The 22998-nt window shown below is 30.2% G+C and carries 24 protein-coding genes; 5 read left to right on the forward strand and 19 right to left on the reverse strand.

From position 1 onward, the window contains the following. Positions 1-630: 630 nt before the first annotated feature. From pgmB to ACREWB_RS13275, 3 genes are all read left to right on the forward strand, one after another. A complete protein-coding gene (gene pgmB, locus ACREWB_RS13265; protein WP_431547923.1) occupies positions 631-1278 on the forward strand; it encodes a beta-phosphoglucomutase in 648 nt (215 codons plus the stop codon). A gap of 50 nt (positions 1279-1328) precedes the next feature. Further along, positions 1329-3638 (forward strand): family 65 glycosyl hydrolase domain-containing protein, encoded by a 2310-nt coding sequence (locus tag ACREWB_RS13270; protein WP_431547924.1) that lies wholly within the window; start codon positions 1329-1331, stop codon positions 3636-3638. A gap of 87 nt (positions 3639-3725) precedes the next feature. Continuing rightward, positions 3726-4310, forward strand: coding sequence for a protein kinase (locus tag ACREWB_RS13275; protein WP_431548362.1), 585 nt, complete (start codon positions 3726-3728; stop codon positions 4308-4310). 51 nt (positions 4311-4361) lie between these two features. On the opposite strand, the gene ACREWB_RS13280 is transcribed toward ACREWB_RS13275, so the two are convergent. Further along, entirely contained in the window at positions 4362-4841 is a 480-nt protein-coding gene (locus tag ACREWB_RS13280) for a PIN domain-containing protein (RefSeq protein WP_431547925.1), read from the reverse strand. Between the two features lie 71 nt (positions 4842-4912). Next, complete coding sequence (gene cysK / locus ACREWB_RS13285; RefSeq protein WP_431547926.1) at positions 4913-5833, reverse strand: cysteine synthase A; 921 nt, start codon at positions 5831-5833, stop codon at positions 4913-4915. Positions 5834-6021: 188 nt separating this feature from the next. On the opposite strand from cysK, the gene ACREWB_RS13290 reads away from it, so the two are divergent. Beyond that, on the forward strand, positions 6022-6210 hold the full coding sequence (locus ACREWB_RS13290; RefSeq protein ID WP_431547927.1) for a hypothetical protein: 189 nt from the start codon (positions 6022-6024) through the stop codon (positions 6208-6210). A 44-nt stretch (positions 6211-6254) separates the two neighbouring features. Here ACREWB_RS13290 and ACREWB_RS13295 read toward each other — a convergent pair whose 3' ends face one another. The 14 genes from ACREWB_RS13295 to ACREWB_RS13360 form a co-directional block, all read right to left on the reverse strand. Beyond that, on the reverse strand, positions 6255-8252 hold the full coding sequence (locus ACREWB_RS13295) for a YgiQ family radical SAM protein (RefSeq protein ID WP_431547928.1): 1998 nt from the start codon (positions 8250-8252) through the stop codon (positions 6255-6257). A gap of 97 nt (positions 8253-8349) precedes the next feature. Further along, the gene (locus tag ACREWB_RS13300; protein WP_431547929.1) at positions 8350-8676 is read right to left on the reverse strand and encodes a DUF192 domain-containing protein; all 327 of its coding nucleotides are present in this window, start codon (positions 8674-8676) and stop codon (positions 8350-8352) included. Between the two features lie 10 nt (positions 8677-8686). Beyond that, the gene (locus ACREWB_RS13305; RefSeq protein WP_431547930.1) at positions 8687-9538 is read right to left on the reverse strand and encodes a type II secretion system F family protein; all 852 of its coding nucleotides are present in this window, start codon (positions 9536-9538) and stop codon (positions 8687-8689) included. A gap of 90 nt (positions 9539-9628) precedes the next feature. Continuing rightward, a complete protein-coding gene (locus ACREWB_RS13310) occupies positions 9629-10588 on the reverse strand; it encodes a type II secretion system F family protein (protein WP_431547931.1) in 960 nt (319 codons plus the stop codon). 50 nt (positions 10589-10638) lie between these two features. Beyond that, the gene (locus tag ACREWB_RS13315; protein WP_431547932.1) at positions 10639-11967 is read right to left on the reverse strand and encodes a TadA family conjugal transfer-associated ATPase; all 1329 of its coding nucleotides are present in this window, start codon (positions 11965-11967) and stop codon (positions 10639-10641) included. A 10-nt stretch (positions 11968-11977) separates the two neighbouring features. After that, entirely contained in the window at positions 11978-13129 is a 1152-nt protein-coding gene (locus ACREWB_RS13320) for a CpaE/TadZ family protein (RefSeq protein WP_431547933.1), read from the reverse strand. A 10-nt stretch (positions 13130-13139) separates the two neighbouring features. Beyond that, positions 13140-14117, reverse strand: coding sequence for a Flp pilus assembly protein CpaB (gene cpaB, locus ACREWB_RS13325; protein WP_431547934.1), 978 nt, complete (start codon positions 14115-14117; stop codon positions 13140-13142). A gap of 33 nt (positions 14118-14150) precedes the next feature. Next, complete coding sequence (locus ACREWB_RS13330; protein WP_431547935.1) at positions 14151-15044, reverse strand: TadE/TadG family type IV pilus assembly protein; 894 nt, start codon at positions 15042-15044, stop codon at positions 14151-14153. Between the two features lie 33 nt (positions 15045-15077). Next, the gene (locus ACREWB_RS13335; RefSeq protein ID WP_431547936.1) at positions 15078-15467 is read right to left on the reverse strand and encodes a TadE/TadG family type IV pilus assembly protein; all 390 of its coding nucleotides are present in this window, start codon (positions 15465-15467) and stop codon (positions 15078-15080) included. 112 nt (positions 15468-15579) lie between these two features. Continuing rightward, the gene (locus tag ACREWB_RS13340) at positions 15580-15753 is read right to left on the reverse strand and encodes a Flp family type IVb pilin (protein WP_431547937.1); all 174 of its coding nucleotides are present in this window, start codon (positions 15751-15753) and stop codon (positions 15580-15582) included. A 163-nt stretch (positions 15754-15916) separates the two neighbouring features. Next, complete coding sequence (locus tag ACREWB_RS13345; RefSeq protein WP_431547938.1) at positions 15917-16585, reverse strand: response regulator; 669 nt, start codon at positions 16583-16585, stop codon at positions 15917-15919. After that, positions 16566-17747 carry a sensor histidine kinase gene (locus ACREWB_RS13350; protein WP_431547939.1) on the reverse strand — a complete coding sequence of 394 codons (1182 nt, stop codon included), beginning with the start codon at positions 17745-17747 and terminating at the stop codon, positions 16566-16568. Before ACREWB_RS13350 ends, ACREWB_RS13345 begins: the two co-directional genes overlap by 20 nt. A 141-nt stretch (positions 17748-17888) precedes the next feature. Then, on the reverse strand, positions 17889-18554 hold the full coding sequence (locus tag ACREWB_RS13355) for a prepilin peptidase (protein ID WP_431547940.1): 666 nt from the start codon (positions 18552-18554) through the stop codon (positions 17889-17891). Between the two features lie 130 nt (positions 18555-18684). Beyond that, positions 18685-20220, reverse strand: coding sequence for a methyl-accepting chemotaxis protein (locus tag ACREWB_RS13360; protein WP_431547941.1), 1536 nt, complete (start codon positions 20218-20220; stop codon positions 18685-18687). A gap of 181 nt (positions 20221-20401) precedes the next feature. Here ACREWB_RS13360 and ACREWB_RS13365 point away from each other — a divergent pair, with 181 nt between their 5' ends. Continuing rightward, a complete protein-coding gene (locus tag ACREWB_RS13365) occupies positions 20402-20734 on the forward strand; it encodes a hypothetical protein (protein ID WP_431547942.1) in 333 nt (110 codons plus the stop codon). Here the strand turns inward: ACREWB_RS13365 and ACREWB_RS13370 are convergent. From ACREWB_RS13370 to ACREWB_RS13380, 3 genes are all read right to left on the reverse strand, one after another. Continuing rightward, positions 20731-21042: a hypothetical protein gene (locus tag ACREWB_RS13370; protein ID WP_431547943.1), complete on the reverse strand. Its 312-nt coding sequence runs from the start codon at positions 21040-21042 to the stop codon at positions 20731-20733. The genes ACREWB_RS13365 and ACREWB_RS13370 overlap by 4 nt on opposite strands. Before the next feature lie 61 nt (positions 21043-21103). Next, complete coding sequence (locus ACREWB_RS13375) at positions 21104-21961, reverse strand: DegV family protein (protein WP_431547944.1); 858 nt, start codon at positions 21959-21961, stop codon at positions 21104-21106. Positions 21962-21995: 34 nt separating this feature from the next. Then, a complete protein-coding gene (locus tag ACREWB_RS13380; protein WP_431547945.1) occupies positions 21996-22952 on the reverse strand; it encodes an ROK family protein in 957 nt (318 codons plus the stop codon). Between the last annotated feature and the right edge of the window lie 46 nt (positions 22953-22998).

A 22998-nucleotide genomic window follows, 5' to 3' on the forward strand; every position in this document is an offset into this window, starting at 1 on the left:
CCTCAGTTTTGCTATTAACCTTATTGTTCCCACATCCCGCTAATGATCCTACAACCAAAGTTGACATCATAGCCATAGCAATAATTTTTTTAATTTTTACCATTTTTCTTCCCCCTTAATATTATAAAATCAGCTTTTTAAAACTACTTGAATATTTTTTACAAATGATTTAAATAATTTTATGCAACCGTTTGCTTATTTTTATTTTACTATTACTTTTCTTGAATGTCAAACAATTTTCTTAATTTTCTTTTTCTTTTTTTTGTAAATACTCAATTTTTAAAGTGAATATCACCACCAATACATTCAATAATGGACGTTACCTTTTAAAATCAACATTATCTAGAAATCGCAAATAACTCTTTTGTTAATCCCTTCTACTAAATTAATAGAGGAGAGTTTAATACTTTTATGTAGAAATAATCCCTTTTATCACAATAATATAATTTATTTTGTGCAAACGCATTCACAAATCAGTAATTTTAGATTATTATAGTAAGGTAAGGTTTATATACTGTAATAATATCAATTTTTTAATCCCTTACCTATGAATTCTAACTAATTTATGAATGAATCTATAGTAATTAGTTTATTTCTATAGTAAGCAACATAAAAATCGAGGAGGAAATTATGAATAACATTAAAGGAATTATATTTGATTTAGACGGAGTATTGGTTGATACTGCAAAATATCATTATTTAGCCTGGAAAAGACTTGCAGAAGAACTAAATATAGAATTTTCTGTAGAAGATAATGAACGATTAAAAGGTGTAAGTAGAATGCAATCATTAGACATTATATTAGAGATAGGCGATACTACATTAAATGATGAATCTAAATTTAATGCAGCACAAAAGAAGAATGATTGGTATGTGGAATATATCTCAAAATTAACCCCAGAAGATATTTTACCTGGTGTCATCACTTTTATAGAAAGCACTAAGGCAAATAATATAAAAATCGCCTTGGGTTCTGCAAGTAAGAACTCCATGCTTATCCTTAATAAATTGAATTTAACCAATTATTTCGATGCAATAATAGATGGCACAAAGGTTTCTAAAGCAAAACCTAATCCTGAAGTATTCCTTAAAGGTGCTGAGGCTCTTAACCTATTACCTAGTCAATGCATGGTATTTGAAGACGCAGAAGCAGGCGTTGAAGCTGCTGTTAATGCAGGAATGCATTGCATTGGTATAGGTTCTAAGAGTATACTTAAAAAGGCTGATTTAGTTTTTTCTGGCTTTACTGATATTACTTTTGATAAATTGAAATTATAACTTGATAATTTCAATGGCTTTTTACGTATAATAACTTAGGAGGGTTTTTAATGGAACACTATTATAAATTAGATGAATGGAATATTATCGAACAAGGATTTAGTGATGATAACAATGAAATATCCGAAAGTATATTCAGCTTAGGCAATGGATACATGGGGCAAAGAGCAAACTTCGAAGAAGAATACAGTGGTTCTTCTCTTCAGGGAAATTATATAGCGGGAGTTTACTATCCCGACAAAACAAGAGTTGGATGGTGGAAAAATGGCTACCCTGAGTATTTTGCTAAGGTCTTAAACTCCACAAATTGGATCGGTATTAACATTAAAATTAATGATATTCCTTTAGACCTTTCTAAGTGCGAAGTAAAAGAATTTTACAGAGTTTTAAATATGAAAGAAGGATATTTAGAAAGAAGCTTTGTAGCTATACTCTCAAATGGAAATGAGGTTAAGGTAACAGCTATAAGATTTATAAGTATGACCCGTGGAGAAATAGGAGCAATTAAATATTCCATAAAACCCTTGAATTTCAATGGTAAATTAGAGATTACACCTTATCTAGATGGGGATGTTGTAAATTCAGATTCCAATTATGATGAGAAGTTTTGGAATGAGATTACTAAAGAAGCTAACCCTTATGAAGCATTTTTAATGTTAAAGACTAAAAAATTAGATTTTCACATTTGCACATATATGGCCTATGAATTAACTAAAAATGGTGAACTAATAAAACCAATTGTAGCATTAAATCAAAGTGAAAAATATGTATCTAATACTGCTTTAATTCATTGTAGTGAAAATGATGAAATTGTAATATATAAATATGTTGCAAATACCTCATCAAGATATTTTGAAGTATCAAATTTGATAAAAATAACTAAAGACCATTTAAACAAAGCTAAAAAAGATGGATTTGAAATATTATTAAAAGAGCAATCCAATGCTTGGAGTGAAAAATGGAAAGGTAGCGACATAGTTATCGAAGGTGATGTGTCAGCCCAACAAGGTATTAGATTTAATATATTTCAACTAAATCAAACATATACAGGTGAGGATCATAGGCTGAATATAGGACCAAAAGGTTTTACTGGTGAAAAATATGGTGGAAGCACTTACTGGGATACTGAAGCTTACTGCATTCCGTTTTATTTAAGTACTTCTGATGGAGAAGTATCTAAAAACCTTTTATACTACAGATACAAGCACTTACAGAAGGCCATAGAAAATGCTGAGAAGCTAGGTTTTACAAATGGAGCTGCTCTATACCCTATGGTAACAATGAATGGTGAAGAATGCCATAACGAATGGGAAATAACCTTTGAGGAAATCCATAGAAATGGTGCTATAGCATATGCTATATATAATTATGTAAATTACACTGGAGATAAGTCTTGTCTTTCCGAATTTAGCTTTGAAGTGCTAGCCGCCATATCAAGGTTTTGGGCTCAAAGAACTACTTTTTCAAAAAACAAAAATAAATATGTGATTTTAGGGGTTACTGGTCCTAATGAATATGAAAACAATGTAAATAATAACTGGTATACTAATAAGATTGCTTGCTGGACGCTAGAGTATACACTAGAGGTTATAAGTTATTTAAGTGAAAATGAACCTGAAAGATTCAATGTACTTAAAGAAAAAATCAATTTTAATGATGATGAAATGATTGTTTGGAAGGATATTATTCAAAATATGTACTCTCCTTACGATGAGAAACTTGGAATTTTCCTTCAACAAGACGGCTATATGGATAAAGAACAGGTATTAGTCAAAGACCTAGATAAAAAACACTTACCATTAAATCAAAAATGGTCATGGGATAGAGTATTACGTTCATGTTTTATAAAACAAGCGGATGTACTTCAAGGTATCTCCTTATTTGAAGATGAATATGACAATGATACTATTAAAAGAAACTATGACTTTTATGAGGCTAGAACAGTGCACGAGTCTTCCCTGTCCCCTTGCATTCATACTATTTTAGCAGCGAAAATTGGAAATCATGATAAAGCTTATGAGATGTATTTAAGAGCTTCTAGACTTGATCTTGATAATTATAACAATGACACAAATGACGGTTGCCACACCACTAGCATGGCGGGAACTTGGATGGCCGTAGTCCATGGTTTTGGTGGATTACGTGTTAGAGATAATAAACTTATTTTAAATCCATTCATTCCGGAGCATTGGAGCTCATGTTCTTTTAAAATAATGTTTAGAGGTGCACTTTTAAATATTAAAGTTACTAAAACGCTTCTTGAAATTCAAAATGAAAATAACAAAAGTGTGAATTTATCAGTGTTTAACAGTGATTATAGCTTAAGTTCAAATGGTTCACTTCAAATTGTAATGCAATAAAATAAATTTATAAAAGTTCTCAGCTTATATTTTACAAACTCCTATCATATAATATAATAACATAATTATAAAGAAGAGGATAATATGATTCAAGATACAAATTATTATATTAGGTTAAATAGTAGAGTTGAAAAAATACTTAGAACATCAGAATTTTTAGGTTCCGGTCATAATGGAATAGTTTACTTACTCCCTAACGAGCGAGTGATTAAAATTTTTAAAAATAAAAAAGTTTGTGAGACGGAATACAATATTTTTATGAGAACTAGTAAAAGCAAATACTTTCCTAAAGTTTATGAACATGGCTCTTATTATATTATAAGAGATTATGCATGTGGTGTACGCTTGGATAAATACATTAAAAAGCATGGTATCAATAGTGAAATATCTTGCAATATAGTAAAACTTATTAAAGAATTCAAGAAACTAAAATTTAATAAACTAGATATTAGGTGTAAAGATTTATACTTAAAGGAGGATTTCTCTATTACGGTAATTGATCCAAAAAACAATTATTCTAAAAAAGTTATTTATCCAAGACACCTTATGAAAGGTCTAAATAGATTAGGGGTAATAGAAGAATTTTTAGACCTAGTTAGAGCACAAGATTTTGATATTTATAAGTTATGGAACTTTAGATTTAAACAGTATTTAGAGAAAAATATAAAATAATATAAGCGGTTGCAATTTACAAAAATTGCAACTGCTTATATTATTTTGCTATTATAGCACATCTAGTTGTTTTAATTCATCTAAAAACTGTTCGAAATTTAGCACCCTTGAAGAATCTAATATAATTTTTGCGTTTCGCAGCATTCTTTTATCTTCAGTTACAAGCGTATAGTCTTCATTTTTTTCGCAAATACTGATTAAACTATAATCATTGATAGAAATTTTATCTCCACTCTTAAAATAGATATTTTTATTCTGCTCATATTTAACAAAGTCGCTTTCTATAGATTTTTCAGTATAACTAGCGCCAGTGTCAGTTATAATATGCCTTAATAACTTCATGAATTTAGTTGATAATACAAAATCTTTATTGTATTTTACATATTCTTTTACGGACAACTCTCCAGCTATATCCTGCGATATTTTAAAATCGATATAGTCTGTAGTTTCAATAGAATCAAGTAAATTAGGATATTTATTCCACACTTTTATAACTATATTGGCATCTAATAAATATTCTTTACAAATCATCTTTTTATCTCCTTTTACAAGTAAATCGTATTTGATTTACAATAAAAAAATATGAGTATTATAATTTAAAATCAGAAATTTCTATTGTCCTTGAATAAATCCATACTAAAATATCTCTCAGCTCTATCTGGTAGAATAGTTACTATATTTTTATCCTTACCGTATTTCTCTGCCATTTTTTGTGCTGCCCATATATTTGCTCCAGAAGAGATTCCAACTAAAGCTCCCACTCCTCTTGCAATTTTTTTGGAAGTATCAATAGCCTCTTCATCAGTAACCATTAGTATTTCACTAATCAATGAAACATCTAACACTTCAGGAATAAAGCCATCCCCTATTCCTTGGATCTTATGAAATCCAGGAGTATGACCTAAAAGGGCGGAAACATTTTTTGGTTCTACAGCAGCAATTATGCAGTTTGAATTCTTGCACTTTAAAAATGAACCCACACCTTGAAGTGTTCCTCCACTACCTATACCTGATATGAAAATATCAACATTGCCATCTAATTGATTCCATATCTCAAGAGCAGTTGAATTATAATGAATTAGTGGATTATTGATGTTGGAAAATTGATTAGGAACAAAAATGTTGTTACTCCTGTTTAATTGTCTTTTAACCTCATCTAAAGCACCTTGAACATTTTCTTCCTTGGGGGTTAATATAAGTTCTCCTCCAAGTAACCTTATTATTTTCTTCCTTTCATCACTCATATTTTCAGGCATTACAATAACAACTCTATAACCCTTTTGGATTCCTACCAAAACTAAACCTATCCCTGTATTTCCTGAAGTAGCTTCCATTATTGTCATTCCAGGTGTAAGAATTCCATCCTTTTCTGCTTGCTCAATCATAAATTTTGCGATTCTATCCTTTATACTTCCGCCTGGACTCAAAAATTCAGCCTTAGCAAATATATTTGAACCATATAGCTTCTTTAAGGATATAAGTGGGGTATTTCCAATTAAATCTAAAATGCTATCTGTGTACATTTTAACCACCTACTACTAGTTTTATTTATATTATATTCTGAATATAAATAAATGGTTAACTTTTATTAAATTTCTTTCTTATTTCACCTTGATAAATGCTAATAATAACATTATAATTTTGATAGTGCGCTTTAAAAATAGAAATACCAAGAGAGGAGTAGCTGCTACACTACAGCAAAAATAAAACTATGGAAGTACATGTATATTTAAAAGGTATTAAACAAGCTGTTATTTATAAAGGTGACAGAATTGATGTAATGGATTTTGAAATGAAGGGAATTAAATATAAACAAATTAGGTATTTTAGAAAAGGACTCAGTAAAAGTGAACTAGTAGAAGAAGGTGCTATAAACAAAATAGTTAAAATGGAGATATAATAAAACCTACATCCAAGGCGTGGATGTAGGTTTTATTATATCTTTTATTGTCTTTTTTTATTTTTAGCCTTATTTTTATTATCTTTTCTACTTCCAAAACTAGTTTTGCTATTAGTATTTGAGGGCTTACTTTTCTTTTTTGAGTTTTTATCTATAGGTCTATCTGAAGCCTTATTTCTTAAACTTTTGCCTTTTAATTCCTTTTCTTTCACTCTTGCGTTACTGAATTTTTCATTATTTTTCTTTCCTCTTGGTTTTATTAAACATTTAGGTCCAAAACCAATGAGATCTTCTCTATTAGCTTCTGTTAGTGCTTCATATACTAAATCATATTTCATTGGATCTTTATATTGCAGCAATGCTCTTTGCATAGCTTTTTCATGCTTAGTTTTAGGTACATAAACTTCTTTAAGAGTATTTGGATCTAGTCCTGTATAAAACATAGTTGTTGAGGGTGTACCTGGAGTTGGATAAAAATCTTGAACCTGTTCAGGTTGGTAATTAATATCCCTAAGGTATTCTGCTAGTTCTACTGCTGAACTTATTGTACATCCTGGGTGACTAGACATTAAATAAGGAATAAGATATTGCTTTTTCCCTATTTTCTCAGTGGCCTTATAAAACTTTTCTCTGAATTTATCATAAATTTTTCCTGCTGGTTTTCCCATGTATTTTAAAACTTTATGAGAAACATGCTCTGGTGCAACTTTTAATTGACCACTAATATGATGCTCTATAAGTTCATTAAAAAAGGCGTCGTTTTTGTCTGCCATAATATAATCATATCGAAGTCCAGACCGTACAAAAACTTTTTTAACGTTAGGAAGTTCTCTAAGTTTTCGTAGAACACCTAAATATTCCGTATGATCAACCTTTAAATTTTTACAAGGGCTAGGATTTAAGCATTGCTTATCTTTGCAAGCACCTACCTTTAATTGTTTGTCACATGCAGGTTGTCTAAAATTAGCAGTAGGTCCACCTACATCGTGAATATACCCTTTGAAATCCTTGAATTTTGTAATTTCTATTGCTTCTTCTATCAATGAATTTTCACTTCTACTTTGAACAATTCTACCTTGATGAAAAGTTATGGCACAGAAAGCACAGCTACCAAAGCATCCTCTTGAACTAACTAAACTAAATTTAACTTCATCTATTGCTGGCACGCCACCGAGCTTTTCATAAATAGGATGATAATTCCTTTGGTAGGGCAAGCTATAAACAATATCTAACTCTTCCCTAGTAAGTGGCATTTCCGGTTTGTTTTGAACAAGATATTTATTAGTATGTTTTTGTACTATAACGTCACCCCTAATAGGATCTTGCTCATCATATTGTATTTTAAAAGCTTGTGCATATTTTTTCATATCAGTGCAAACTTCTTTATAAGAGGCTATTTCAACATATTCACCTATATTTTCTATATCGTCAGTCACATAACATGTTCCAAGCACCTCTGTAATGGCTTTTATATCTATACCCTCATTTAATTTATTTGCAACGTTAACAATTTGTTTCTCGCCCATACCAAATACTAGTAAATCTGCTCCACTATCAATTAACATAGATTTACGTACTTTGTCACTCCAATAATCATAATGTGCAAAACGCCTTAAACTTGCTTCAACGCCTCCAATAACAATTGGAATGCCTTTATATGCTTCCCTTATTTTATTGCAGTAAACTATTGTTGCTCTATCAGGGCGTAGACCCATCTTTGCACCAGGAGAATACATATCTTTTTCTCTTAATTTCTTACTTACAGTATAATGATTAACCATAGAATCCATATTACCAGAATTAACTAAAAAACCTAGCCTTGGTTTGCCTAGTTTTTTAAAATCTTCCGTATCTTTCCAATCAGGTTGAGCTATTATTCCTACTTTATATCCTTCACTTTCAAGAACTCTTGAAATAATTGCTGTTCCAAAACTGTGATGATCTACATATGCATCGCCAGTAACTAAAATAAAATCTAATTCAGTCCAACTTCTATCTATAATATCACTTTTATTAATAGGTAAATATTTATTATCCTTCATTATTTCCACCTTCTTTTGTTATAATCGTAAATTTTAACATCTAATTCAAAATACAATTATATCATTGTTTACGATTTATTTCTTTGTAAATAATAAATTATATATATAGTTTACATCCCTCTTCAATATTTATAAATGAGCCAGCTTTAGATTCTAATACTGCCCTAGCGCCTACCACCTTGGTAACCACTTGTCCTGGTCTTAAATTTTCTATTTTTTTAATAACCTGCATGTGCTCATTCAGAAACAAAACATCAATATCAAATTTCATGAAAAATGTATGGATGCTATTACATGGATTTAAAAGAATAGCTTTATGATGAGGTGTTTTTCTAAACATATACCCAAAAAGCCTTTTAGAATACGAATCAGCTATTAATACATTGAGGATTGTTTCATCATTATATTTTAAAGTTTTAATCATTTCATCCCTCCTAGAGTATATCCATAACTTTAAGAATAGCCGGGCCTAGAATTACAATGAATATTGAAGGGAAAATAAAAAATATAAGTGGGAATAGCATCTTTATAGGCGCTTTCATAGCCTTTTCTCTTGCCATTTGCGTTCTACGTTCTCGTAAGGATTCAGATTCAACTCTTAATACATTTGCAAGACCTACTCCTAAATCATCAGCTTGAATTAAAGATGTTAGTAACATAGATAATTCCTTAACTTCGCAACGCTGACTCATATTTTTAAGTGCTACTTTTCTTTGTATCCCCATACGTATTTCTTTGAGTGTTTTTGCAAATTCATCACATAACTCTCCACTTATATTCATAATAACCCTTGACATTGCACCATCAAAAGACAAACCAGCTTCAACACTTACTGTTATTAAATCAAGTGTATAGGGTAATTCCCTTACAATCATTTTCTTTCTTGTATTTATTCTTTTTGAAAGATAGAAGTTAAAACAAGTGCTAATAAGTAGCATTATAAGAAGTGCAAAGAGAAGTGATTTAATAAAATTAGCTGTGGTTAAATAAGTTAATAATCCAAATAATATTGAAAAAATCAGCATAATCATAATTCTAGTATATAGCCAATTTTCAGGGGTGCTACTTTTTAATAAACCTGCTTTTTCTAATTTTTTCTTAAGTATAATAATTTTGCGCCTTGGCGTTGCTTTTATTAAGATTTTACTTATTCGCTCATAAAAAGGTGTAAGCGCTCTTTGCGAGAAAGATGTTCTATCAACATCTAATCTATTATCAGTATCAATATTTTCTATTTGCTTTAGTCTGGATCCAACGGTTATTTTATTTTTACTTAGAATAAGCATAGTTCCATATGAAAACATAAAGATAGCCAGAAAACATATAAATAATAAAATATATAGCAATGTTATCACCTCAATCATTATTTACTTTCATTATATATCAATTCTAATAATCTTTCTTATCATAATCAACCCTAATATTTGATTTATAAATGCTGTTATTATCATACCTAGACCAAGTGGTGTAGTAAATAGTGGCATCATATATTCTCTATTAAACAAATAAATTATAAAACCTAAAAAAAATGGGATAGACATTACAATGATTCCGGCTAGTCTACCTTGTGCCGTCAAAGTTTTAACTTCATTTTGGATCTTTTGCCTTTCCCTTATAGTATTTGATATATTATCCAATATTTCTGATAAGTTTCCACCTATGTCCTTTTGAATTAAAATAGCATTTACTATTAATCTAAGATCATCTGAATCCATTCTATTTAGCAAATTTTGCAGTGCAATTTCTTCAGAAATACCTAAACTCATTTCTTTCAAAAGCTTCTTAAATTCTTTAGAAAATGGGTCTTTTGTTTCTTCAGATACTGCTGCTATAGCTTGTAAAAAAGAATAACCAGCTTTAAGTGAGTTTGAAATAATCATTATACCCTCATTTAGCTGTTCATTAAAGAGTTTAATTCTTTCTTTTTTTCTATGAGATATAATGACTTTTGGCATATTCCAAATTATAACAAACATAATAATCACAATAATAAAATCCTTTGAAATAGCGTAGGTTAAAAGTGAAAAAGTTGTTGATGTAAGCATTTTTATCACTAATAGTTCTTCTACAGTAATAGGAATATCACTTTTCATTAGTTCAATCTCTAATTTTTTATCATGCTTTTCACTGAATTTCATATCTGGAATGAAATGTGATAATATTTTCAAAAGGCTTGTTTTACTTTTCTTCTTATTTTCAATTTTTTCTTTTACTACATAATCACTATCATAATATTTTAGTTTATCAATGGGCTTTTCCTTGTATAATATATTTAGTAGGCCAACTATCAGTGTCCAAGCAAAAGAAAAAACAAGCAACATTATAATATATATCATTTTCATCACATCCACTTTTTATTTTAAACACATGAAAGGAATTATATTTATTAATAAAAAATACCAGCTGGTAAATTAATACCTCTTTCTTTAAATTTATCAAGAAATTTAGGCATGACTCCTGTAAATACATAATCTCCTTTTACTTTTCCTTTATTGTCTAGTCCCTTTTGCTCAAATTTAAAAATATCTTGAAGGATTATAACCTCACCTTCCATACCTTGAACTTCTGTTATATGGGTTATTCTTCTACTACCGTCCATAAGTCTTGACTGTTGGATAATTAAATCAATAGCGGATGCCGTTTGATCTCTAATCGCCTTAATAGGTAGATTCATTCCAGACATAAGCACCATAGTTTCAAGTCTTGATAACATATCTCTTGGAGAATTCGCGTGACCCGTTGTTAAGGAACCATCATGACCAGTATTCATAGCTTGAAGCATATCTAAGGTTTCACCTGACCGTACTTCCCCAATTATTATCCGATCTGGTCTCATTCTCAAACTATTTTTAACTAAATCTCTTATACTTACTTCCCCCTTACCTTCAATATTAGAGGGCCTTGTCTCAAGTCTCACAACATGTATTTGAGAAAGTTGTAGTTCCGCTGCATCCTCAATAGTAACAATACGTTCTGTTTCAGGTATAAAAGAAGAAAGTACGTTTAAAGTGGTAGTTTTCCCACTACCAGTCCCACCTGAAACAACAATATTTAAACGCCCTTCAACGCAATATTTAAGTAGTTCTGCCATCTTTGAGCTAAGAGTTCCAAAACTTATTAAATCTTCTACTTTAAAAGGATCTTCAGCAAATTTTCTTATAGTAATTGATGGTCCATCAATAGCTAGTGGTGGTATTATAGCATTTACTCTAGAACCATTGGGTAGTCTTGCATCAACCATAGGTGAACTCTCATCTATTCTTCTTCCAATAGGTGCAACTATTTTTTTAATAACATGCATCACATGATTATTATTTTTAAATTTAGCATCTGTAAGCACCAGTTTGCCGTCCTGTTCAATATAAACATGATCCGGACCATTGACCATAATTTCAGTTACACTTTTATCAGCTAGTAAGATAGTTATAGGACCAAAACCTATAATTTCATCCAATAGTTCTTCCTTTATCTTTTTCTTTTGGTTTGTTGTCATGTTCAGAGATTCTTGTTCAATATGTTTCATAACAATAAAATTTATTTCTTCTCTTAATTCCTCATTTTGGTCTGATATATCATTAAAGTCTATATCAAGCTCTTCTATTACCCTATTTTGAATTTTTACCTTTAATTCAAAATAGGGATCTACTTCTTTTTCGTCAGATTTATTAAATTTTTTATCCACATTTACCTTTTCTAGTCTCTTTATAAGGGACATACAATCACCTCTACATTGCTAATTCTTTACACATTATAGCAATAGCTTTTCCTATTTTTAACCTATCATATTTAGGACAGTCACAGAAAGGCATCCCTTTATTCACTGAGGTACTAACTGTATTTTGCTCCTCTGGAATCATAGCAAAAATTCCATCCCTAAATGCTCCTTCTACTTCTACCTTACTTATTCCGTATTTAGTTGTAAAATTATTAATAATTAATTTAACTTTATTTTTATCATATCCGAGTGATTGCATAACCCCAAGCCCTAATTTAGTGTTTTTGAGAGCGACTATTTCCATGGTAGCAACAAATAAGACTGTTTCTGAAATATCTAACATATAAAGGGTGCTATCATTAAAATTAATGCCAGTATCTACGATAATCACATCATAATGTTTCTTTAGAATTTTCATCATCTTTTCAATACTATCTTTTCCAATATACTCTGCTGCTTCAGGCTTCGTAGGAGCAAAAAGTAAGTGAAGATTTTCATTATATTCATAAAGGTAAGGTTTTATATTTTCATATGAGTCTAATTGTCCATCTTCAATAACATCAAGAATTGTTTTTTCTGCATATTTGTTTACAAGCATTGATATATCTCCAAATTGTAAATCTAAATCTATTAGTAGAGTTTTTTTATGGTACTCATTTCCTAAAGCTACAGCACTATTTAGTGCTAAAACAGATTTTCCTACGCCTCCTTTAGAACTGAAATAGGTTATTATTTTTGCAGTACTCTGATTTTCTTCAAAACTTGCTGTATTTATAACCTTATTTTTATATTTTTCATAGGTAGTAAGTATAGTATTAACTAGTACTTCATAGTTAAAAGGCTTAATAATATACTCTTTTGCTCCATGGAACATAGCTTTCTTTAGGTATTCACTTTCAGCTTGAACAGACATAATTATTACCGTAACAGAGGGAAATTGATTTGTAATTTTCTCTGTAGCCTCCAGCCCATTAAGTACAGGCATATTAATATCCATTAGTACAATATCTGGCTTTACTTTAGGTATAAGATTTAAAACTTCTTCTCCATTACTTGCCTCGCCAACAATTTCAAAAAAATCATTTTCTAAAGTTAATATTTTCTTTATTACATTTCTTGTTTCTTCTATATCGTCTGCAATTAATATTTTAATCTTACTCATATTTTCACCCCTATTTTTCTAGTACCGGGATTTTAATACCTGTTCCAGTTTTAATTAAATTTTCATTCCAAATTCCGTTAACTTGTTTTAACAATGCATATTTTGTTGCGTCCCCATAGAAATCTTGGCTTATTTCTCTTAAAGTGTCGCCTTTTTTTACCACATAATAATCGTATTTTTTATAGCTATAATCACCTGAATTAACCTTATTCTCTTCTGCTGTTTTAGTCTTATATTCTGGAAATAAATCTATCATTTCTTTAAAATCATCCAAAATAAGTTGTTCCCAAGTTGCACCTTCTGTTTTATGAATATAGTCCGGTTTTAAAGGTCTTAACACCAGTTTTAATTTACCAATATCCTCCGCCAAGGCTAACTTCTCTATATCAAAAATTGGCACAGATAACGTTACTAAATAATTAGCAGGTACCTCTACTCTTTTTTCAACATCTCTACTAAGTGCTTTATCTATTGCCAGCACCTGAATATTTTGAAGTAGTATGGTTGATAAATCCGGTCTTATAGTTTTTTGACCATCTTTCTTTTCTTCTAAGAATACAAGTACATCAACAAAATCTCCTTGTTTAATAAGATCTGACACACCGGTACTTCCATTAACATTTATAGAAATGCCTCTATTATTACCTTCTATTTTTAAACTTAATTCGTTATCAAGTGAATTTATCAATTTATCTTTATGGAAACCCTCATCTTTTAAAATAACATCCTTAGTATATTTTCCTACAATATTAGAAGATTGTAAAATATAATCTTTAAATATTTCATTGTCAGGTACTTGAATTTCTTTAATCATCTTCTTATCTATTAAGGTTCTTTCTGATATTGTTACAGCAGCAACTAAAATAGTTTTCTCCACACCCGCTATGTTTGTCGTTTTTAACGGTTTTAAATATATAAAAATAACTACAATACTTACTACTGCCAATATGAATGATATTAAAATCATTCTTTTTCCTGTATTCTTCATAAAGACACCACCTATACTCCTATTTCTTTATTACTATTTAACAAGTTTTGAGCCATAGACTCCAGTATCACTTATGGTCATATCAACCTCTCCATTCGTTACAAATCTAACAAAGCGTCCTTGAATTTGATTTTTTCCTGAGTTTTTTGTAATTGCCTCCACATAAAATTCTGCAAAGCCTACTACTAATACTGCTTTTCTTCCATTAACATTTAGTGAATCTACTAAAGGAATTGTCCACAATCTAATCGAATTTCTTCCAAAATTAGAAAAGTCGCTACATTCTGAGTTTATATAATTTTTTATCCCATTAGTAGCACCTGCCATGTTACCGGGTTCAGTATCAATCATATCTCCTACTGTTATTATGCCGCTATAACCGTAAATTCCATTTGATTCGAATAAATTCGATCCAGTTCCTCCTAGTGCCACTGCACCATAATTTCCATTACTGCCATCTCCGCCACCATTTTTAAGTGTCACCACATCACCATAAGAAAAATCAAATATTTCAACTGCAAAGGGTCGAATACCACCTTTTACTGATTTGACAGGTGCTATAATTGCTTTCGTAATTGCATTTACATCACTGCTATCTATCCCAAATATAGGTGCAAAAAAATGATCCACAGTTTTTATTCCAACCATTTCTATGCTTTTATTATCAGCACTTATAGTAATTGAAACTTTGCTTGGATCAACATTATTTTTTACTAGATATTCTGTAGCGACATCTTTTGCTTTAATGGGATTTGTAGGTAGCTCTAAGCTAGCGGCTAATACTGCAGAATCAATAGCATTAGATAATTTTACTTTTTCCGCATAAATTAAACCGATATCCACAACATAAGCTGTAAAACCCAAAAGCACTGTTAAAACTAAACATAATATAATTGCTACATTCCCTTTGTTATCTAATTTACGCATTATATCATCTCCTTAAAGCTTCAAACTCACCTCTCATTCTATTCTCATTGATGTTTGCGCTTTTAAAACCACCACACCACTCAGGATATTACTTATTATAGGAATAGTTACCTGATAGTTATATATAACCTCTACTGTAATGGTGCCACCAGATTTTCTGCTTCCTACCGATGGAGTTATGTTTACTATTATGTTTTCAATGTCAATAGTAGGAGACATTTTAGTTATTAGTTCATTAATCTCTGAATCAGAACCAGCTACTATACCAAGTCTAGCACCTTCTCTAGCTGAATTATGAATGGCGAGGTATGAATTTAGCATTAAGCCAAATTCTAAAAGCCCCATAAGTAATAACAATAAGAAAGGGAGTAAAATAGAAAACTCTACAAGAGATTGTCCTTTTTCATTTCTTAAACATTTCATACTTATCACCTCTGTTATTGTTGAGAGTTGAAATCGGAAAGTAAAGTTTTTATACTAGCAGGTAGAAAATAAACCTCAACTCTCAACTCCTCCAAAATAAGATATTTTACTACTATAGTTCAGCGGTGATTTCTTCAAATTTAGCTGCAATTGCTGGTCCAAGTAACAATAATGCTGCAATTACAACTACGGCTATTAGTCCTACTAATAATGCATACTCTACCATACCTTGTCCCTTTTGTTCTTTAAGCTTTAATGATACGTAATTCATACAATACCTTATCATAATAACTCCTCCTCTAATTTGTTTTATTTGTTTTATTAAGTTTATTATAATACTAAACAAAACAATATGTCAGATACTAAAAGTCACAACCTATAGAGATAAAAGTCTATAAAAAAAAGGACCTTTGTCCCTAATGAAAATAGAGAAAGGATCCCTCGATGTCCTAAAACTTAGAATCATAATACTGCTGGATGTGCATTTCTATGGCAAATATAGTAGCTTTTACACGATCATGTGCTTTTATTTTTCTAAACAAAATCGTCGCATAGTTCTTCACTGTCTTTTCTGATAAAAAAAGACGTTCTCCAATATCTTTGTTGCTTAATCCTTTAGAGATATATAATAAAACTTCAACTTCTCTTTTTGTAAGTGAATCTAAAACAGTCTGCTCTTTTTTTTCCTTATTTTTAAACCCTGAGAAAAGAAGAGAAACTAATGATTTATCAATATACTTTTCCCCCTTGTACACTGTTTTAATGGCCTCTACAATTTCTGTACCAGCAGATTCTTTAAGCACATATCCATCTGCACCCTTATCAATAGCATCTATAATAAAAGTCCTGTCATTTTCAACCGTGAGCATGATTATCTTTATATTTTGTAGTTCTTTCTTAGCTTTTTCAAGGACTTCAAGCCCATCCATTAGTGGCATTTTCATATCCAATAATATGACATCAGGTTCACATACCTTTAACATATCAAGCACTTTCTGACCATTTTCAGCCTCTCCCACAATAATTATGTCTTCTTCGAAACCAATTATTCTCTTTAATCCTTGTCTAATAAGGTCATGATCATCTGCTATTAATACTTTAATTCCCTCTTTTTTCATCTTTAATCACCTCTCGATTAACTGGAAGCACAACATTATAAACTGAACCTGCGCCGCTTGAAGACTCTATATGAATTTCACCTTGTAATTGTTTTACTCTATCCAGTATGCCAATAAGTCCATAAGAGTTCCCTTTTGTTTTCACCCTTTTTAGTGTTTCATCCACATCAAAGCCAATACCATCATCTGATATAAGTAGTCTTAAATATTTTGTACCATAATCTAATTTAACATCTACATGTTTTGCCTTTGAATGTTTTTTTATATTATTGAAGATCTCTTGAATAATACGAAACACTGCTACTTGAATAATTGATTCTACCTCTGTCTGCATTGGTTTTAATTTTAGCTTTATATCAATTTTAAAATCTTCTGATACTGATTTCACAGCTTGCTCAATGGTTTTATTTAAGCCTAAATCATCTAGGGACATAGGTCTTAAATCAAAAATAATACTTCTAACTTCTTTTAACGCTACTTTTACACTTTCTTTTAAATCTACCAATTCCTTTAATCCTGCATTTAAATCCTTTTGGATAATCCTAGAACAAATATCTGTTTTCATAATAATATTAGCAATATGTTGTGCAGGTCCATCATGAATATCTCTTGATATTCGTTTTCTCTCATTTTCTTGTGCTTCTAATATTTTAATTCCTATAAACATCTCAGAACTTTTATCAGCTCCTTCTAGGACTGAAAGAATATCCCCTTCTAAATAACCCATAGCGATACTTATTTGGTTAACTACTTTTTCTGAATTATCTATGTTCTTTACAGATTTTTTTAATGCTATTTCTAATGTATCTCTTCTTACTCTAAACTGCTTTTCTTCATTTTGCTTCATAATAAACTTTACTCTGATTTCAGAAGCATTTTCATATACAGACCTAATTTCATCTTCGTTAAATGAGTTAAATTTTTTTGAAACCTCCACTAACTTTTTACGCATAAGTTTATCCTGAACCTCAAGTGCGTCAACTTCGTTAATAACTTTGTCTATGTCCCTTCTAATTACAACTATTTCAGTTTTTAAATTTTCATACTCTAGTCGTGCATTATCAACTATTTCAAGAATTTGTTCACGACTATTACTTATTTGTTTTATTATTTTTTTTATAATATCATTAATGTGACCAATATCTATGTTTGAATTATTCATTAGTATAACACCTACTTCTATTAATTTTTAATAATAAATAAAAATTAAATATCCTACAATAAGTATATCGTCTAATATTACAATTACCTAATAGACATTTTTACTTTAAATCATGAATTATATAATTTAATTTAATCATACTTAAAATTTCATTATATTTGCAAAATGAAAAACAATAAAACTTCCTAGTGCTAGAAATGGTCCAAAAGGTATATAATCTTTTCTCTTTTTTATATTTAAAAGAAGTAACAATATACTTATGACAGCGGCTAATATAAATGCTAAAAGCAATGCAAATAAAGTTCCTTTAAATCCTAAAAATATTCCAAGGGAAAACATAAGTTTAATATCTCCGCCACCCAAAACGCCAGGTACAAGTGCTAAAATTAGCATTAACCCACCCCCAAACACCATTCCACCTACTGCATTTACAAAAGATATATCATCAATAAATGAAAATAGAACGCCCACTACTAACGTGAAAATAATTACTTTATCAGGAATGATTTCATGCTCAATATCAATAAATGAAACAACAATAAGTATAGTATTTAGCACTAATGCCTTAATAAGAATCACATTCAACCCTATCTGTAAAAACGATATTAAAAATAATATGGCACTGATTAAAATAACTATGATATTTTTAGTCGTAACATTAATGTGATTTCGAGACTTTTTATAATCAATATAATCTATTTGCTTTTCTGCATTTTGTTTACTTACGACTATATAAGAAATTTTTTCTATAACTGTATTAAGAAGGAAACCAAATATTATTCCAATGATAAAAAACACTGTAGCCATAATACCATCCTTTCGTGAGTCCTTAAAATTTCACATGTTTATTTCTTTATTATTCTTAAAGGCTATCATAAATTATGTTTTCATAGGAAAAATAGTATATAAAATTAATTATATACTATTTTACTTGTTTTTAATTAGAAAGCTTAAAGTTATTAATCTGCTCATTCATTTTAACCGTCATATTGCTAAGTAGCTCTGAGGAAGAAGAAACCTCATCAGCAGCCGCAGTCATTTCTTCCGAAGATGCAGTTATTTGTTGAGATAGATCAGAATTTGCTTTTGAAATAATATTCACTTCGTCAACCTTTACAATTAGCTCGTCCTGCTCAGATCCTAGGCCTAATATCATCTCATTTATATGTTTGATTTTAGGCTGGATGTCTCCTACTGCATTTGTTATCTTTTTAAAAGAATTAACAGTATTATCGTAGGCTTCATTTTGTATTTTTAAATGACCATTTACTGTATCTGTTATATTTACTACGTTACTCGCTCCTGAGGAAATATCTTCTACTAAGACATTGATTTCCTTTGATGATTGTTTAGATTGTTCAGCAAGGCTTCTTATTGCCTCTGCAACAATAGCAAACCCTTTACCCGCGTCTCCTGCCCTAGCAGCTTCTATTGCTGCATTTAGCGCTAGTAAATTGGTTTTATCGGATATACTCTTAATCATATTTGTTATAACATTTATTTGTTGGATTTTTGTACTTAAAATGACAATTTCACTATTAACATTGTTAAAAGAACTATTAATACTTCTCATGGCTACCATCAGTGTCCCAATCTCTTCATTCCCAGTCTCAGCTATGGTACCAGTAGTTTTTGAATCCTCTCCTAATTCTTCTATGTAAGACAAAATATTAGATATCTCACGTCTTAACTTAATTATTGTCTCATCAATACTTAATAACTTTTCGCTTTGTGATATAGAACCATCAGCAACATTCTCTATAGATGTAGCAATTTGTTTTGACGCTGAATTCATTTCCTGTGAGACTAGATTTAAACTATGAGATTGTTCAACTATACAGTCGGAATTATCGGCTACCGTTCTTAATGTATTTGAAACATTATCAATCATTTTACCTAAAGATTTTTTCATCGTACCGAATTCATTATTAGCACTGACATTTATGGTAGCTGTGAAATCTCCCTGCGAAATAACATTAATTTCTTCTATCATTTCTTTAAGCGAGCGTCTAAAAATTTTAATAATAATAATAATAGATAAAGTAGTTATGATAAAAATTGCTGCAAAATTTATAACATAAAGTACCTTAACACTATCTTTATATATATTGTTGCTATTTACCTTTAATTTTTCAGCAGCTAATTTATTATATTTAATAAGACCATTAATTGAATTAAATACACTTCTTTCTAAAGTAATAAGTTTACCTTTTTCCATAGTTAATGAAGTATTTCCTTCTTTTTTCTTAACTTTAACAGATTCCCATATCAACATATAATTAGCGTAATCACTTTTAAACTTTTCAATATATTCAGTTTGAAACTGGTCACTGTTTGATTTTTCATATTCTACTAATGAACTTTTTATTAGCGTGTTATTAGCTTTTATTTCCTTGTCGAATTCAAAATATAATGGAGTTTCTATTCCCCTGGAGACATTATAACGTTTGTCTTTTTCACGATTTCCCCCCATAATTTATCGTTTAAGCTTCTATTTATATTATACTAAAAAAAACATTGCAATGCAATCGATTGCACAAATTATTTAGACAATACTGTGTAAAAATATCCATATAATATTTCGATTAACATTTTTTATGTTTTTACGTATAATAAATAATATGAGCTTTTAAATAATAACAAGGAGAAAATATATGACAAAGTCAATAAGTAACAAAATTGAGCAGGATTTTAAAATAAATATTGTGAATGGTAATGGCATTTATGATACTGGATTAAGTAATACATTTTGGTCACGGCTAATTATAACAGCTAAAATAATCGAACCTCAAAATGGAATTTGGAAAATTATAATTAGAGATAAAGCCAATAAAAATTCAGTTATTTACCACAATGATCATATACTTCATGATAAAGAGGTTTCATTTAATTATATAACAGGTCTAAGAACAAATCTCGTAATTGAAGCTAATTGGACTGAAGCTAAAGATACAATCCTAAGTGGTGAAATACGCATTTTGTATTAGACCTCATCATTAACTCTTTCTAACAATGCTAAAAAATCTTCTTCGTTTTTACATTCTAGATATTTATCTATAAGAGACCTTGTAGACATTTTATTAAGGCCCTTATATCCATTATCTAATATATCAGTTAAGACATTGATGAAATAATCTTTACTTTTATCTATGTCCACAAGCATTTTATGAGATAAATCATTTATTATTTCTTCTTTTATATTTTCTCGAAGCTTTTCAGTGTACTCTTTCATAAATACTTGTGTTTCTTCCGGATACTTGGAAAAATCTCCTGATATTACATCTTCCATTTTCATCCTGGCAACTCCTTAGTATTTTCTATTTTTGAAACGTATTTCTATTATTAATGTATACTTTTTAATTTTTAGCAGTAGCCTCTTTTACTATGATAATTCCAAGTAATCCTGGTCCTGTATGAACTCCAGCAACTGGGCTTATTTCTCCAAATGATAATCTCGTAATATTTTGCAGGCCCGAAATTGTGTCAGAAAAAGGCTTCACTTCTTCATATGCTCCACCATGCATAACCCAAATTTTACAGGGAGACTCTTTAAGAGCTTCTCTTGCTATGTCTACGAGTTTACTAGTAGCTTTCTTCTTTCCCTTGGCTTTTGCATAAGTATAGTATACGCCATCACTGTTAATTGAAATTATTGGTTTTAAATTCAATATTTCACCTATAGTTCCAGCTACTTTTCCAATTCTACCACCTTTGATTAGATATTTAAGTGTATCTACAGCATAGTAAACAGTGACCCTACTTCGTATTTCTGGTAAACAGTTGACAATTTCCTCAAAAGTTATTCCACCTTTTATCATATCACCACATTCTTCAACAATAGCAGCTTCGCCAATAGTTAGTGATTTAGAATCAAAAACGCAGGTTTCTATTGATGGATGATTTTCACTTACCAACCTAAATGTATTATAGGTTCCTGATAAATTTGCAGATATTAGTATTGCAATGGCATGAGTGTATCCTTCTTCTTCTAGCTTCAAATAAAGCTCTTCCATATCATTCATTGAAGGTAATGAAGTTGATGGAATTTCATATATAAAATTATCATAAACTTCTTTTGGGGTAATAGTTACCCTGTCAATAAACTCTTTATCCTTATATATAATTCTTAGTGGAAGTACTTTTAAATCATATTTTTCAATCATTTCACTGTCAACATCAGATGTACTATCTGTAATAAGTGCAATCTTACTCATTTTAACTTCACCTTTCGAAAATAAATTATGTTTCTTATTTTGCAATTGCATGTTTTGCAATCATTGCCGCTCCAATTATACCAGCTTTATTACCTAACTCCGCTAAAACGATTTTAGCAATAGGTAATTCTTCATAATATTTATTCCCTATTACTTCCTTTGTAATTCTATCTAGAAGATATTGTCCTGCCCCTGAAACTCCGCCACCTAATACTATTATTTCTGGGTCAATAAAATTGATTATGTTAAGTATTCCTATACCTAGATATTTGATTAACCTATCTACTGCTAAATTTGCTATTTTATCGCCTTCTTTAGCACAATCAATTACCATTCTTGCATCTATATTGTTTATATTTCCTTCTGCTCTTTCAAGAATTGTAGTAGGTTCATTAAAATCTGCAATTAATTTTTTCGTATGTTTTATTATGGCAGTGGATGATGCAAATGTTTCTAAACAGCCATTTCTCCCACAATTACAATTATAAAAATTTTCTCCCACAACTACGTGACCTATCTCTGCGCCTACCCCATTAAATCCGCTATATATTTCCCCATTCAAAATAATTCCTCCACCAATACCTGTTCCCAGGGTAATCATGAGCCCACTTTTGCAATTTTTCATTGAACCACTTTCATACTCTGCCAATGCAGCAACTGTAGCATCATTATCTATATATACTGGCTTGTGAAGTACCTTTTCTAACATTTCTCTTAAAGGTACATTTTTCCACCCAAGATTCACACATAATATTACATTACCATTATTATCAGCTAAACCCGGTATCCCTATACCTATGGATTTTATTTCTTTTAAATCCATAGGATATTCCTCTAAAATGCTATAGACTAAATCTATCATATCATCTATTATCTCCTGAGTTTTTCTTCCCACTTTTGTAGGACAGGATTTTTCATGTTTTATATTTCCCTTATCATCAACAATACCCGCTGCAATATTAGTGCCTCCTAAATCAATACCGATATACATATAAGTCTCCCTTTCATAGCCTCTGCTATCATTCGTTAATTATGAT

This window comes from Clostridium sp. (genome assembly GCF_050717635.1).
Classification (GTDB): Bacteria; Bacillota; Clostridia; order Clostridiales; family Clostridiaceae; genus Clostridium_AD.